Here is a 14,402-nt window from a genome sequence, read left to right as displayed (position 1 = left end):
AATCCCCTCGCTATGAAACTGCCAAGAATTGCTGCTGCCGCTGCCCTGCTGTGTTCCCTGGTCGCCGCCCCTGTTCAGGCCCAGGCCCAGCAGAGCTGCGCCGCGCATTACCTGGTCGCGGTGCCGGGCGGCGCCAACACGGCAGAGGGCATCCCGGACTATGTGCCGCACGGCGGCAACGTGTTCATGACCGGCGTGCTCACCCGCCTGGGCACCGGCGGGGAGATCCACCCGCTGTGGGTGTCCTACCGGTCCACCCCGTTCGCCACCACGGAGTACGAGAAGTCCAAGGCGGGCGGGCTCAAGCGCGCACGATCCACTGTGTCCCGGCTGGCTAACGCGTGCCCGGACGCGAAGTTCAGCTTTACCGGCTACTCGCTGGGCGCGGACATCGCCGCCACCATCACCAGCGACATCGCCAACGGCCGCGGCCCGATCGAGCCGGAGCGCGTCTCCGGCGTGGCGCTGTTTGCCAACCCGCACCAGGGCGGCAACGGCGCGGTGCTCTCCGCCGGCACGTCCCCACACTCGCGCGGCTCGCTGGGCTCGCTACCGGGCGGCTACGGCGTGCTCGGCCCGCGCGTGCTGGAGATCTGCCGCGTCGACGACCTGGTGTGCTCCATGCAGGAATCGCACCGCGGCCTGGTCGCCCCCGCCATGCGCACCAACCTGGCGGCCGGCCGCGTGCCGCTCGCCGAGTTCAACGTGCTGTTCCGCGCGATGGGTTTGAAGTCGCTGGGCATTTTCTCCGACATCGGCTCCCACGGCGGCTACACCCTGGCGCAGCAGCGCGAGGCTTCCAACTGGATTATCGAGCAGTCCCAAGCCCCCATCCAAATTCCCGTTCCGGCGGTAGAGTTGGGGCATGAATGACCTCTTTGAGCTTGTAAACGGCACGTGGGCGAAAACCCACGAAATCCCCGCTGACCGCGGCATCGACGGCGCGTTCTACATGCTGCGCGACAAATCCGAAGAAGATGTCCGGGCGATCTTGGAAGACGGTGCCGGTTTGGGCGGCGCCCTGTTTAGGTCCTTCATGGACAACCCCGGCGACATCAGCTCCCTCGACCCGGACCTGGCCAAGATCGAGGTCGCGGACGTCGACGAGTTCGTCCGCGGCCTGGGCGAGCTGGAGCGCGTCGGCGTCGGCGGGCCGGTGAGCTACTGGGTGGAGAAGGACTCGCAGGGCGAGAACTCCGTCGCCTACATCTTCCAGTCCGGCCTGGGGCTGCCGGACGAGGCCTACTACCGCGACGAGGACCACGCGGAGACCCTCGCCGCCTACAAGGCGCACGTGGCGAAGATGCTCGGCTTCCTCGAGCCGAAGTACCTGCAGGGCCTGACTCCTGAGATCGCCGCCGAGCGCATCGTCAACCTGGAGACCCAGCTGGCGGCGAGCCACTGGGACGTGGTCAAGGCGCGCGACGCGGTGGCCACCTATAACCCCACCGACCTTGAGGAGTTGCCGCCTTTGGTGCGCACACTTCTCGACGCCTCCGGTCTTTCCGGAAAGGTCGTCAACATGATGCCGTCGTTTACTGAGGACCTGGACGGCATGCTGCGCCGGGAAACACTGGCGGACTGGCAGCTGTGGGCCGCGTGGAACATCCTGCGCTCCCGCGCCGGCGTGCTCTCCGAGGAGATCGGCAAGGCCAACTTCGAGTTTTATGGAAAAAAGTTAAGCGGCGCTACCGAGCAGCGCGACCGCTGGAAGCGTGGTGTGGGACTCGCGGAGAGCCTGGTAGGCGAGGATATTGGGCGGAGCTACGTCGATAAGCATTTCCCGCCCTCGTCCAAGGAGAAGATGCTGGAGCTAGTGGAGTACCTGATCGCCGCCTACCGCTCCCGCATCCAGCAGCTGGAGTGGATGAGCGAGCCGACGAAGCAGCGCGCGCTGGAGAAGCTCGCGCAGTTCAACGCCAAGATCGGCTACCCGGAGAAGTGGCGCAACTACGCGGGCCTGGAGTTCGGCGAGGATCTGGTGGACAACGTCCGCCGCGGCGCCGCGTTCGAGCACGACTACCAGCTGTCCAAGATCGGCAAGGCATCCGACCGGGAGGAGTGGGTGTCATCCCCACAAACCGTCAACGCGTTTTACAACCCGGTGGTCAACGACATCACCTTCCCCGCCGCGATCCTGCAGCCGCCGTTCTTCGACCCGGACGCTGACGCCGCGGAGAACTTCGGCGCGATCGGCGCGGTGATCGGCCACGAGATCGGCCACGGCTTCGACGACCAGGGCTCGCGTTACGACGGGCTGGGCAACCTCAACTCCTGGTGGACCGACGAGGACCGCGCCAACTTTGAGCAGCTGACCGCCAAGCTGGTCGGCCAGTTCAACGGCCTGGTGCCGTCCGTGCTGGAGGGCACGAAGACGAAGGGCGTCAACGGCGAGTTCACCCTCGGCGAGAACATCGGCGACCTCGGCGGCCTGGGCATCGCCGTGGTGGCGTACAAGAAGTACCTGGAGGATAACGGCATCGACGACGAAAAACCCCAGAAGTTCGGCGACCTAAACTCTGAGTACACCGGTTTCCAGCGACTGTTTCTGGCGTGGGCGCGGGTGTGGCGCTCCAAGGCACGCCCGGAGATGGCCGCGCAACTCTTGGCCATTGACCCACACGCGCCGAACGAGTTCCGCTGCAACGTCATCGCCGCGAACATCGCCGAGTTCTACGAGGCGTTCGAGGTGGAGCAGGGCTCCACGATGTGGATCGACCCCGAGGACAGGGTGACGATTTGGTAGAGCACATCAACGAGCAGGGCGACCCGGACTTCAACGTCGGCGGCATCAAACGCGACATGCCGCCGGAGCTGCAGCTGGAGCAGCTGGCGTCCTACATGCACGCCACCTACGAGGACGGGCCGAATTACCTGGCGCTGCTGCCGGACCGCATCACCCACGCGGCGATGCTCATGCTCGGCACTGCCGTCGACCACGCCCTGCCAGCGACAAAGTGGGCCGATGGAGTCACGGTGGAGCCCCACGAGCTGGGCGTCGTGTTCCGTCCGTCGGAGCCGAACGGCAGGTGGGCAGTCTCGCTTTGGGACGGCCCCGCAAACGCCAAAGACATGCTCTGGCGCCCGGACGTCGCCGCCGCCGCGGAGCTGTCCGGCACCACGATCTTGGACGTGGACTCAGTGGCAGATGCTGCTCAGGCAGTGAAAGAAACCGGCGCCGAGGTGGTGTGGGCGCTCGGGGATGCAGAGTTGCCGCAGGCAGACCGCTACATCGTCACCTTCCCCACCACTCAGCCCTCAGTGGACGGGTTGATCCAGGTCAGGGCAGGCTCTGGCCTCGAGGGCACCGAGTACCACGCCGACGGGTTCATCTCCACGCCGGCGGAGATCCGCCGCCGGGTCACAGACGCCGCCGACGCCCTCTAGCCCAGCACGGAATCGGCTTCGTCGACCTCGTCGAAGGTGGGTTCGTCCACCTCGGCGAGGAAGAACTGGGCGCCGTTGGCGTCGTGCACGCCCGCGGTGCCATTTTCGGGGCCGAACTCCACCCCGCCGCCGAGGTTTTCCACCTGTGTGCAGGCCGCGTCCACGTCGCGCACGCCGAAGTAGCTGAACCACTGGGCGTGCTCGCCGACGAACATGCCCAAGAACGGCGCGCCGTCCTCCACGGCGATGAAGTAGCCGTCTTCCTCGCGGATCTCCCAGTCGAAGAGCTCTCCGTAGAAGTCGATGGCGTCCATGCTCGGAGCCGAGTACTCGTACCACACCGGAACACCCGGCTCACCTGCGGCGAGGAAGCGCTCCTCCGGGTCCTTCAGCCCGAACAGGCCGCCGGCCGGGTCCTGGCACAGGGTCACGGTCTCGTCCGAGCTGAGCACCTTGCCGCCCAGCTTCTCCACGTTCTCCGGGCTGCCGATGAACGACGTCACCCACATGTCCATCTGTGCCGGCACGATGCCGGCCACCGGCAGGCCCTCCTTGCGGGCAGTGCCGTCCACGATCTCCCAGCCCAGAAGCTGGGAGTAGAAGTGGGTGGACTTGAGCTGGTTCTGGGTGACCAGGTCCTGCCAGAACGGCATGCCTTCCCTGCCTTCGAATGCGGGCATTACAGGTTCCTCCACTTCTCGGGGTCGAAGTCGTCGTTGGCGGTGCGTTCGTCGAAGTAGTCGCCGTCGTCGCCGTCGACTACTACCGTGGCTGAATCTGCGCCAAGGCCGACGGTATCGCCGTCGATAAGCGAGTGCCCCCGCGAGGTGACCACCGCGTTGTTGACGGTGACCTCGCCGGAGCTGATGGCCTCCTTGGCGTGGCCGCCGGATTCGGCGAGGTTGGCCAGTTTGAGAAATTGTCCGAGTTTGATCGTGTCGCCGGAAATGGGCACGTCGATATGCATAGCGGTTAGTCTAAGGCATGCGAAGAATCTGGGCGTTTACCCTGCCCCTCCTGCTTGTTGGCTGTGTACAGGAAGTCGAGGTCGTTGAAGAAGAGTCCACCGTGACCATCCGCTCCATCGGCGACATCCTGGTCCACTCCGACGTGTACACCACCGCGCGCACGGACACCGGCTTCGACTTCTCGCGCATGTTCGAGCCGGTCAGCGAATACATGCAGGACGCGGACATCACCACCGCCAACATGGAGGTCCCGGTCGCCGGCGAGGAGTTCGGGCTGTCCGGGTATCCCCAATTCAACGCCCCGCCTGAGATCATCGATGCACTCGCCGGAGCAGGCGTGGACATCGTCAACAACGCCACGAACCACTCGATGGACAGGGGGTGGCGGGGGCGTGGTGGCGTCGACAGGCAACATGCGCGAGCGCGGCATGCTCTACACCGGCAGTTACGCCTCTGATCAGGACAAATCCGTCCCCCGCATCATCGAGGCCAACGGCATCACCGTCGGCTTCCTCGGCTTCACCTACGGCACCAACGGCCTGCCAGTTGAGCAGGAGCATTTCGCATCGCTTATCGACGACACCCTGGCCGACCAAGTCGCCGCCCTCGATTCACAGGTCGACGTCGCGGTGGTGATGCTGCACATGGGCGACGAGTATGCGCCCCTGCCCAATGACTTCCAGGAGGAGACTGCCGCGACTGCTTTGGACGCCGGCGCTGACCTGGTGCTCGGCGGGCATCCGCACGTGGTGGAGCCGTTTGCCGGGCCCGTCTGGTACTCCCACGGCAACTTCCTGCACGGCCAGTGGGAGGAGCCGACCAAGGTCGGCGGGATTGGCGAGTTCACGTTTAGCGGCGCCCGGTTCATGCCCACCTACACCGTTGGCCCGCCGATCAGCTACGACCACCACGTGATCCCGCTCGTGGAGGCCGCCGAGTACCTGGATGTTCATAGATGGATGGCGGACCTGCACGAGCGCCTGAACGTCGAGGTGGTGGACTACCTCTAGCGTTCCGCCTGGTCCACCGGCATGATGCTCATCGTGTCGATGTTCACGTGCGCCGGCAGGCTGGCCACCCACCGGACCGCCTCGGCGATGTCGTCCGCGGTGAGGTTCTGTTTGCCCTCGTAGACCTTGCTCGCGCGCTCCTCATCGCCTTTGAATCTGTTCAGTGAGAAGTCCGTCTTCACCCGGCCGGGGTCGATCTCGCACACGCGGATGTCGTTCTCCGCCTCCTCGCGCCGAAACGCCCTGGTCACGCCGCGGAGCCCGTGCTTGGCCGCGTTGTAGCCGGAGCCGCCCTTGTACGCGTCCGTGCCAGCCACCGAACCGATGTTGACCACCAGGCCTTTCGACGCCTTGAGCTGCGTGTACAGCGCGCGGGTGACGCGCATCGTGCCCATCACGTTGGTCTGGAACATCCATTCCCAGTCCGCGTCGTCCGCGTCGCGCAGAAAGTCCAGCTCCTTCGCGCCGCCGGCGTTGTTGACCAGCAGGTCCACGCGTTCAAGAGCCGCAAGCTTCTCGACGCTCCCCCGGTCCACCACGTCCAACTCCATCGCCACCCCACCAATTTCGTCCGCGATTTGCTGGCACTTCTCCAGGCGACGCGCCGCCACGACGACCTTCCAGCCGTCCTTGGCCAGCGCCCTGCAGGTGGCCTCCCCGATGCCTGCCGATCCGCCAGTGACTACTGCTACCTTCTGCTCGCTCATGAGCCGAAGTGTAGGCCCTCCCACAGCATCCAGATGGCTAACGCGATGAAGATGCTGCCCGTGATGACGTCGATAAGCTTGCTGTACTTGGTGATCACCCGCGACATCGCACGGACTGCCAGCGCAAAGCCCACGAACCAGATGGTGCCGGTGACGACCATGACCGGTGCTGCGACCCACCCGAGGTGCGCGAACTGGGCGAAGATGGCGCCGAAGAAGAGGATCGCCTTCGGGTTGGACAGGTTGGTGAGCAGGCCCGTGAGCAGCGGCCTTGGCACCTGTTGCGTGGCGGGGATTTCCGGGTCGGAGGCGCGGATGGCGCCGATGCCCATCCACAGCAGGTAGGCGCCGCCCACGATCTGCAGCACTGACAGGACCTGCGGAAATGCCTGGATCAGCGCGCTTAACCCCGCCAGGGACGCCACAATCCAGATGGTGTTGCCGAGCATGATGCCTAGCGCGCACATCACGCCGGCTCTACGGTCCTTTGACCCCACGCGGATGATCTGCACGAGGTCCGGGCCGGGGCTCGCGATCGCCGCCAGCCACACGCCGAGTAGCGCAATCATGTCGCCTCCATTTGCCGCATGGTGATGTTCAGCCGGCCTTCGAGCAGGTCGGACGTGCCTTTCCTCGCGCCGAGCACGCCGTGTTTCGCCCTCCTGGCCGGCCCGCCAAAGACTACAACGTCGCCGGACAGCAGCAGCGTATCGCGCCCTGCGATGCGGAAGATCGTGTCTTGACCGAACGACAGGCTGACCACCGCGTTTTCGGAATCTTCCTCCGCGTCCACGTGCTGCCCCATGCCCTTACCCGGCGGGTAGAAGTTCACCAGCGCCGTCTCGATCCTCGGGGTCGGACCGACAAGCGGGTCTATTTCCCGCGCCTTCGCCATGACGTTATCCGCGATGACCTGGAAGTTCTCCGGGATCTGCGGCACCGGGTGGCCGTCGACCTCCCTGACCATGCGGTACGGGTTCGTTGCCCAGAACCAGCCCAGCGAGAGCAGCCAGGCATCCATTTGGCCGTGGCCGACCTTTGGTCGTCGCATAGCAACAGGCGTCCCTGCCGCCTTCCTGACCAGCTCGCGCGCTTGGTTGACCAGTTCCTCCTGCTCGGCCGGCGTGAAAAAGGCAGGCAAATGGACCGCACCAGGGATGATGCGGGCGGGCGGCCGCGGAATGACGAGCACGGGAATAATGTAGCGCATTGGCCCGTCACTGTCGAATTTGTAAGTGGTTTTCTTTATCTTTTCCCTGGCATACCCCTTGACAGTCGTTCGTGTGTTCTATATTGTGGAGCGTACCACGACGAGAGGGGCGCCCGTGACCACCGCCACCACAGCACCGAAAAGATTCCGTAACCAGCGAGAACACGACCCGGATAGCGAATGTGCCCAGGCCATCCGGGACACGTATTGGACCATGTTTGGGCACTACGCGTACCCCGGTTTCGATGTCGAGGATTTCGACGCCACAGTGACCCAACTGCAGCTCGCCACCGGCTGGCACAAGGGGTTTGTCAAAAACGCTATCCTCGGCCACGCCGCACTGCAGGACCTCCCCCGCCTGCGCGAGCTGCAGCAGGAAACACGCCTGATGGATGTGGGGCACTTGACCGCGGTCTACACCGCGATTGAGGAGCTCGGGGAGGATGTGGACGAGGAAGCACTCATGCTTATCGACGGCATCCTGGTAAACACGTTCACCCCCACCCGCCACGACCAGGCTGTTCCCCAGCGTAAAACCGTCACAGACCGCATCCGTGCCGCGATCAAGCGCATGGACAAAGGCCGCGCCTACGACAAGCGCAAACGAGAAAAGCGCGAGCAGGACAACTCAGAGAAGTTCGGCGTCCACGAGTACCGCGATCGCGCCATCGTGCAGCTGGACACCAACTCACTGGACGGCCGGAGGATCCAAGCCAACGTCGCCGAAGTTGCGCGCGAACTCGGCATCAGCACCTCCGACGCTGCCATCAAGCTGCTCTCCGGAGAAGCCATCGGCATCGAGATCACGCCGGTGCTGAACGTGTACAGCCCGAAGAACCGCGGAAACGGCGACCCGATCTTCATCCCCGGCTGCGGCTGGACCGAGCCGGAGGCCGCCACCGCCTTCGAGCGCTGGATCGCCGACACATTCATCGACGAGCGCGACCTCGACGCCGAACTGCAAAAACGACTGCGGGGCTACGTCCCCAGCGAGGGAATGCGCCACGCCGTGTACGCCCGCAACCGCACCTGCATCTACCCGGAGTGCAACCGCCCCGCCGAGCAGTGCCAGCTGGACCACCGCATCCCGTACGACGAGGGCGGACCAACAGAGGCGGACAATCTGTTCCCCCTGTGCCAGCACCACCACAACATGAAGACCGACCGGACGGCGTTCTACATCCCAGACCCGTACACCGGGGACATCATCTGGCTGTTCGCCGACGGTTCCTACGTGGTCACCGTGGAAGATGGCCTCCTCCGCGACCAGTTCACGCCTGACGGCCCCAGGTGGCAGTCCAGCATGTCCGCCGTGCGCAAAAACCGGGCGCGCGCAGCGGAGTTTTTCGCCAAAGGCCACAAAATCCTGGACACTTTCGACCAGGACTTGGACCTCGAACAGGCCACCGCCGCAATCGCCGACCTGGAGCAGGAATACGGCATGAAGTTCGGGTTCACCCCAGAGATGCCGTACGTGGAACCCTTGCCCGAAGAACCGGTTGACGCCCCATTCCCCGACCCGGAAGAGGAGGAACACTAACGCAGGTAGAACTTGTCCACCACCTCGTACTTCGGGCCGCCACTTCGGCCCTTGCCCAGGTGCGACTCCAGCAGCAGCACTTCATCGGCCGCGAATTCGGGGCCGGTGTAGATGGCGAGGGCGTGGGCGTGGTCGTCGAGAAGCCATGGATCCCTTGTGCGAGTGCCTGTCCGCGCGACGGTGAGGTGCGCGCGCTGGCGGCGGCGCATGTCCGGGTCGAGCTGGCAATCCGCCATCAGGTCTTTCAGCGGCGCCTTGTCGCCGCCGACCCCGATCCACATGGTGCGCCGATCAAAACACCCGGCTCCTCGGAGGTGCAACCTCAGGGGCCGGGTGAAGGCGGTGGCTTGGGCCAGGTGGTCGGTGACCGCGGCGGCGTCGTTGGGCTGTGACCCGTAGAAGGCGACCGTGATGTGCCAGTTGTCGGGGTCGACCCAGCGCACTTCTGTGCCCGAGAAGTCGCGGATGGGCCGCAGGGCGGTGATGAGGTGTTCGCGAACATCGGCCGGAGGGACGATCGCTGCGAAGAGGCGTCTCATGGCCCACACGCTACCCTTAATTGCCATGTTTGACCTCGCGAAAATCGGACGGGATTTGCCCGTGTCGCGCGTCATCGACCAGTTGCCGGACAAAGGCCCGCTGGTGGTGGAGGCGCCGCCCGGCACGGGCAAGACCACGCTGGTGCCGCCGGCGATCGCGAACAAGGTGGGAAAAACGCTGGTCACGGCCCCCAGGAGGGTGGCGGTGCGGTCCGCGGCACACAGGCTCGCGCAGCTGAGCGACAGCACCAAAGTCGGCTACAGCATCCGCGGCGAGCACAAGGACGGCGAGCTGGTCGAATTTGTCACGCCGGGCGTGCTGCTCAACCGCTTGCTCAAGGACCCCGGCCTCGAGGGCGTCAACGCGGTGGTCATCGACGAGGTGCACGAGCGCCAGATGGACACCGACCTGGTGCTGGCGATGTGCATGGAGGTCGCCCTGTTGCGCGATGACCTGTACCTCACCGCCATGTCTGCCACCCTCGACGCCAAAAAGTTCGCGGACCACATGGGCGCGCAGATCCTGTCGACGGAGGCGGTGACGCACCCGCTGGACATCCAGTACGCGCCTCACGCGGAAAGGATTCAGGGGACGAGGGAGTTTTATCGTCACGTCGCGGCGCAGACCACAAGCGAGCACCGGACGCTCGTGTTCGTGCCCGGGGTGCGCGAGGTGGATCTGGTGTGCGGGTTCCTGGATGACGCGAGACCGCTCCACGGCCGCCAGACCAGCAAGGAGCAGGACGAAGCCTTGAGGGGCGACAACCGGGTGGTGGTGGCGACGTCGGTGGCGGAGTCGTCGATAACTGTGCCGGGTGTGCGCAAGGTGGTGGACGCCGGGCTGTCCAGGGTGCCCAAGCGCGACAACCGGGGCATGACGGGCCTGGTCACGGTCTCGGAGGCGAAAACCAGCGCCGACCAGCGGGCGGGCCGCGCGGGCCGCGAGGGCCCCGGCGAGGTCGTGCGCGTTTTCACCCGCGACGAGTACGCGAAAATGCAGCCGGACATCACCCCGGAAATCCTCACCGCGGACCTCACCGGCGCGCTTTTGACCATGAAGGCGTGGGGGTCGCCGGACTTACCGCTTATCGACGAACCAAAGGACCTCACCGAAGCCGAAACCAACCTCGAACAGCTCGGGGCGACACGAAACGGCACGATCACGGACTTCGGCAAGAAACTGGCGAGCCTGCCCCTGGACCCAAGACTCGGCGCGGCGCTTTTGGAGTGGGGAGCCCAGGCGGCGCCGATCGTCGCGAGGCTTGCGGGCGAAGCTGACGCCAAAAGGCTGCGCAGGCTGGTGGAAGACAAGGGCCCGGTGGACCCGGGCGAGGTGATCGCGTCTGCTTTCCCGCAGTGGATAGCCAAGAAGGTGGGCGAGGAATACCAGCTGGCGTCCGGCACAAGGGCGAAGTTCAACTCGAACGCCGAGTGGATCGCGGCCGCGGAGGTGCAACGGACGCACAACGGGGCGGTCATCCGCGAGGCGGAGCCGATCGCGTTCCCGGAGCACCGCGTGGTGGAGGAAAAGGTGGCCTACCTGGAGGACGGCAAGGTCAGGGGCCGGAAGGTGGCCAGGATCGGCGCGATCGAGCTCAGCTCCACGCCGGTCAAACTCACCCCGGACGAGGCGGCGGAGGCGCTGACGGACGTGGACTTCGCCAGCTTCCCGCTGACCAAGGAGGAGCAGCACCTAAAAGAGCGGCTGGACTTCCTGCACGAGACTCTGGGTTGGCCGGATGTCAGCCAGGGCGATTATTCGCCGGAGGTGCGTGGGGTGGCCGAAGGTGCGTCGATAGGCAGTTGCGACATGAGGCAGGCGATGCTGCGCCAACTGGATTGGCAGCAGGTGGCGGAGCTGGATGCGGCGGCGCCGAAGGAGTACCAGTACGACAGTGGCAGGCCGGTGAAGCGCGTGAAGCTGCAGCACATGTTCGGCCAAAGGGGGCAGACGGTCTCGGGCGTGAAGGTGTTGTACCACCTGCTCTCCCCCGCCGGGCGCCCGCTCGCGGTGACGGACGACCTGGATAGCTTCTGGGAAGGGCCGTACCAGCAGGTGCGCAAGGAGATGCGGGGCCGCTACCCCAAGCACGCGTGGCCGGAGGACCCTACTGGCACTGGGAAATGATGGCGCCGGCACCGGCGAGACCCGCGGCGGCGAGAATGGCGGCGATGCCCATGTCCACGTCCCTGGAGTTGAGGTCGCGGAGCTTCACGTCTAACTGGAACGGAATGCCGTCCACCTGCAGCTGCAGGTGGTTCTGGCGCGCCACGAACGGGATGCTCATCTGGGACGCGAACCCGAGCGGCAGCAGCACCAGCAGCGGCAGGCCGACGCCGAGGGCGGTGGCGGAGCAGCGGTGGGAGACCTCCGGGGCGTACTGGACAAACGCGTCGATGACGGCGCCTTCCTGGGACGCCTCATCCTCGGTCTCAGTTCCCACGGTGACGTGGACGGGGAAGACCTGGGTGGTCTCGTCCGAAAACGTCGCGGTCACCGGCCACTCGTACACACCGGGGGTAATGTCCTCCCCCGGTTCGAGGCGGATGGTGCCGTCTGGTGTGATCATCGCCCAGCTAGGCATGGAGTCCGCCTCGTACCACGCCGCGCCGCGCGGCAGCGGGGGTTCGACGGTGGCGGTCAGCCCCGGAACCACGGTGGTGGGCTCGTACCCATCCTCGGCCTGAGCTGGGGAAACGGACGCGCAGGCGAGCGCGATGGCGCTCGTGAGTGCAATAAGTTTGGTGCGCATTTCTACGGTTCCCTCAGTTGTAGATGTTTATATGGCTTTGAATAATGGATGATTGTAGTAGACAACTCCTGATGTAGTGTTACTCGCCATGTCAAAGCGCACTGTCTCCGTGTGGACCTTGGTCTCACTCATTATCGGATCCACCATCGGGTCCGGCATTTTCGCGCTGCCCCAAAACATCGGATCCGTGGCCAGCCCGGGCGCCATGCTCACCGGCTGGGCCATCGCGGGCGTGGGAATGCTCTCCGTCGCCTTCGTCTTCCAAATCCTGGCGGTGAGGAAACCGCATCTTGATTCCGGCGTCTACTCCTACGTCCGGGCGGGGCTGGGCGACTTCATCGGGTTTACCTCCGGCATGGGCTACTGGCTCGGCTCGGTGATGGCCCAGGTGGGGTACGCCACACTGTTCTTCAACACCCTCGGCTACTACTTCCCGGCCTTTTCCAACCGCTGGGTGCTGGCTATCTCAGTGAGTGCGCTGAGCTGGCTGATCTTCTTCGGCCTGACGCGGGGCCTGAGGCAGGCGGCGGTGATGAACGCGGTCACGACCGTGGCAAAACTGCTGCCCATCCTGGCGTTCATTGTGCTGGTGGCGTTCCTCGGCTTCTCCTGGGACCGCTTCACCATGGACTTCTGGGGCTCCAACCTGCCGTTTGCGGACCAGCTCAAAGGCATCATGCTCTACACCGTCTGGGTGTTCATCGGCATCGAGGGCGCCTCGGTGTACTCGAAGCAGGCGCGCGTGCGTAGCGACGTGGGCAAGGCCACGATCATCGGCTTCCTTTCTGTTTTGGGCCTGCTGGTGGCGGTGTCCACCCTGTCCTACGGCGTGCTCAGCCAGGAGGAGCTGGCGGCGCTGCCGGACAACTCCATGGGCGCGGTGCTCGAGGAAGTGGTCGGCCCGTGGGGCGGCGTGCTGATCTCCGTCGGCCTGTGCCTGTCTGTTTTGGGCGCGTACGTCTCGTGGCAGATGCTGTGCGCCGAGCCGATCGTGCTGATGGCGCAGGACGGGCTGCTGCCGCACTCCATGGGCAGCCACAACGAAAACGGTTCCCCAGTGCGCGCGCAGCTTCTATCGACGCTGGCGATCCAGTTCTTCGTGGTGGTGTTCTTCCTCTCCTCCGCGTCCTACAACGCCATGGTGCAGCTGGCCACCATCATGTACCTGCTGCCCTACATCTTCTCCTCCATCTACCTGGTGCTGCTGGCAATCAGGGGCAAGGGCCTGACCCACCCGCACGCCGGCACGCGTTTCGACGACTCCGGGCCCGAAGTTTCCCGCCGCGACAACCGCAAGCACCTCTTCGTGGGCCTGATCGGCTCCGTGTACTCGCTGTGGCTGATCTACGCCGCGGACCCGGTGTACGTGCTGCTCGGCGCCCTTGCCGTGGTGCCGGGCCTGGTGCCCTACATCTGGACGCGCCGCAAGCACGGCGACAAGCTCTTCAACGCCTTCGAGTGGGTCGTGGTGACGGTGGTGCTGGTCGCGGCGGTGATTGCCATCTTTGGGTTGCTCAACGGGTCTCTAACTTTGGAGTAACTCCCAGCCCAACTTCGCACATAGCGTGACGACGAGCCCAAGGAGTGCCACGCGCACCAGCGTCGACCCACCCTTGAGCACCGTCCGCGCACCCAACTGCGCACCCACGACGTTGGCGACTGCGAGCGCGAGCGCGAGCTTCCAGTTGATGAAGCCGCCGAGCCCGAACACGAACAGTGCGCCTAAATTCGTGGCGGTGTTGACCACCTTCGCCCTCGCCGCCGAACGCACGAACCCCTGGGTGAACACGGCGGTGAACGCCATGATGAGGAACATGCCGGTGCCGGGGCCGAACACGCCGTCATAGCCGCCGATGACGGCGACAACAAGCGCGGCGAGGGCGAGGCGCTTGCCGGAAAACACCCCGGCGCCTTCCTGCCCAAACTTCGGGTTCAGCGCCACGAAGATGCCCACCCCGACGAGCAGGATGAGGATGATGGGGGTGGCCACGGAGTCGTCGATAAGCGAGACCGCCCTGGCGCCTAGCGCTGCCGCGACCCCCGCGATGAACGCGTAGACCCACGTGATGCGCGGCACCCCGACGCGGCGCACGAGGGTGGCGGCGGCGGACGCGGTGCCCGAAATCGCCGCGACCTTGTTCGTCGCCAGCACGGACGCCGCTGGCATCGCCGTGGCCGACATCAGCACCGGGATGAGCACGAGCCCGCCGCCGCCGATCACCGCGTCGATCCAGCCGGCGAACGCGGACGCGGCGAGGAGGAAAACGATCACGGGACTACTATGCCCC

16 protein-coding genes are annotated in these 14,402 nt (G+C 65.3%); 8 read left to right on the top strand and 8 right to left on the bottom strand.

What is annotated here, in order from left to right; genetic code table 11:
• Nucleotides 1–12: 12 nt before the first annotated feature.
• Genes H0193_RS09030 through H0193_RS09020 form a run of 3 tightly spaced genes read left to right on the top strand, consistent with a single transcriptional unit; the run spans nt 13 to nt 3,387 of the window.
• Nucleotides 13–873, top strand: coding sequence for a cutinase family protein (locus H0193_RS09030; RefSeq protein WP_181889496.1), 861 nt, complete (start codon nt 13–15; stop codon nt 871–873).
• Entirely contained in the window at nt 866–2,746 is a 1,881-nt protein-coding gene (locus H0193_RS09025) for a M13 family metallopeptidase (RefSeq protein WP_181889495.1), read from the top strand. The genes H0193_RS09030 and H0193_RS09025 overlap by 8 nt, the downstream gene beginning before the upstream one ends.
• Nucleotides 2,740–3,387: a hypothetical protein gene (locus tag H0193_RS09020; RefSeq protein ID WP_181889494.1), complete on the top strand. Its 648-nt coding sequence runs from the start codon at nt 2,740–2,742 to the stop codon at nt 3,385–3,387. Before H0193_RS09025 ends, H0193_RS09020 begins: the two co-directional genes overlap by 7 nt.
• Here H0193_RS09020 and H0193_RS09015 read toward each other — a convergent pair.
• Together H0193_RS09015 and H0193_RS09010 are read right to left on the bottom strand one after the other, a co-directional pair.
• Complete coding sequence (locus H0193_RS09015; RefSeq protein ID WP_181889493.1) at nt 3,384–4,067, bottom strand: VOC family protein; 684 nt, start codon at nt 4,065–4,067, stop codon at nt 3,384–3,386. The two genes, H0193_RS09020 and H0193_RS09015, sit on opposite strands and share 4 nt — an antisense overlap.
• Nucleotides 4,067–4,354, bottom strand: a complete 288-nt coding sequence (locus H0193_RS09010) for an RNA-binding S4 domain-containing protein (RefSeq protein ID WP_202032108.1) — start codon at nt 4,352–4,354, stop codon at nt 4,067–4,069. Before H0193_RS09010 ends, H0193_RS09015 begins: the two co-directional genes overlap by 1 nt.
• Nucleotides 4,355–4,371: 17 nt before the next feature.
• On the opposite strand from H0193_RS09010, the gene H0193_RS09005 reads away from it, so the two are divergent.
• Together H0193_RS09005 and H0193_RS09000 are read left to right on the top strand one after the other, a co-directional pair.
• Nucleotides 4,372–4,812, top strand: coding sequence for a CapA family protein (locus H0193_RS09005; protein WP_181889492.1), 441 nt, complete (start codon nt 4,372–4,374; stop codon nt 4,810–4,812).
• The gene (locus H0193_RS09000; protein WP_181889491.1) at nt 4,748–5,365 is read left to right on the top strand and encodes a CapA family protein; all 618 of its coding nucleotides are present in this window, start codon (nt 4,748–4,750) and stop codon (nt 5,363–5,365) included. The genes H0193_RS09005 and H0193_RS09000 overlap by 65 nt, the downstream gene beginning before the upstream one ends.
• Here H0193_RS09000 and H0193_RS08995 read toward each other — a convergent pair.
• The 3 genes from H0193_RS08995 to H0193_RS08985 are packed head-to-tail and all read right to left on the bottom strand — an operon-like array spanning nt 5,362 to nt 7,264.
• Nucleotides 5,362–6,072, bottom strand: coding sequence for an SDR family oxidoreductase (locus tag H0193_RS08995; RefSeq protein ID WP_181889490.1), 711 nt, complete (start codon nt 6,070–6,072; stop codon nt 5,362–5,364). The genes H0193_RS09000 and H0193_RS08995 overlap by 4 nt on opposite strands.
• On the bottom strand, nt 6,069–6,641 hold the full coding sequence (locus H0193_RS08990) for a LysE family translocator (RefSeq protein ID WP_181889489.1): 573 nt from the start codon (nt 6,639–6,641) through the stop codon (nt 6,069–6,071). The genes H0193_RS08995 and H0193_RS08990 overlap by 4 nt, the downstream gene beginning before the upstream one ends.
• On the bottom strand, nt 6,638–7,264 hold the full coding sequence (locus H0193_RS08985; RefSeq protein WP_338026635.1) for an alpha-ketoglutarate-dependent dioxygenase AlkB: 627 nt from the start codon (nt 7,262–7,264) through the stop codon (nt 6,638–6,640). Before H0193_RS08985 ends, H0193_RS08990 begins: the two co-directional genes overlap by 4 nt.
• 232 nt (nt 7,265–7,496) lie before the next feature.
• Between H0193_RS08985 and H0193_RS08980 the strand changes: the two genes are divergently transcribed.
• Nucleotides 7,497–8,822 carry an HNH endonuclease signature motif containing protein gene (locus tag H0193_RS08980; protein ID WP_181889487.1) on the top strand — a complete coding sequence of 442 codons (1,326 nt, stop codon included), beginning with the start codon at nt 7,497–7,499 and terminating at the stop codon, nt 8,820–8,822.
• On the opposite strand, the gene thpR is transcribed toward H0193_RS08980, so the two are convergent.
• Nucleotides 8,819–9,361, bottom strand: coding sequence for an RNA 2',3'-cyclic phosphodiesterase (thpR, locus tag H0193_RS08975; protein WP_181889486.1), 543 nt, complete (start codon nt 9,359–9,361; stop codon nt 8,819–8,821). The genes H0193_RS08980 and thpR overlap by 4 nt on opposite strands.
• Before the next feature lie 25 nt (nt 9,362–9,386).
• Between thpR and H0193_RS08970 the strand changes: the two genes are divergently transcribed.
• Nucleotides 9,387–11,489 carry an ATP-dependent RNA helicase gene (locus H0193_RS08970; RefSeq protein ID WP_181889485.1) on the top strand — a complete coding sequence of 701 codons (2,103 nt, stop codon included), beginning with the start codon at nt 9,387–9,389 and terminating at the stop codon, nt 11,487–11,489.
• On the opposite strand, the gene H0193_RS08965 is transcribed toward H0193_RS08970, so the two are convergent.
• A complete protein-coding gene (locus H0193_RS08965; protein ID WP_181889484.1) occupies nt 11,470–12,114 on the bottom strand; it encodes a Rib/alpha-like domain-containing protein in 645 nt (214 codons plus the stop codon). The genes H0193_RS08970 and H0193_RS08965 overlap by 20 nt on opposite strands.
• Nucleotides 12,115–12,202: 88 nt before the next feature.
• On the opposite strand from H0193_RS08965, the gene H0193_RS08960 reads away from it, so the two are divergent.
• Nucleotides 12,203–13,654: an amino acid permease gene (locus H0193_RS08960; protein WP_181889483.1), complete on the top strand. Its 1,452-nt coding sequence runs from the start codon at nt 12,203–12,205 to the stop codon at nt 13,652–13,654.
• Here the strand turns inward: H0193_RS08960 and H0193_RS08955 are convergent.
• Nucleotides 13,640–14,386 carry a TSUP family transporter gene (locus H0193_RS08955; RefSeq protein ID WP_181889482.1) on the bottom strand — a complete coding sequence of 249 codons (747 nt, stop codon included), beginning with the start codon at nt 14,384–14,386 and terminating at the stop codon, nt 13,640–13,642. The genes H0193_RS08960 and H0193_RS08955 overlap by 15 nt on opposite strands.
• Nucleotides 14,387–14,402: the final 16 nt, after the last annotated feature.

This window comes from Corynebacterium haematomassiliense (assembly GCF_013978595.1).
Lineage (GTDB): Bacteria > Actinomycetota > Actinomycetes > Mycobacteriales > Mycobacteriaceae > Corynebacterium > Corynebacterium lehmanniae.
Note: the sequence above shows the minus strand (reverse complement) of the source record. Positions and strands in the feature narration are given on the sequence as shown.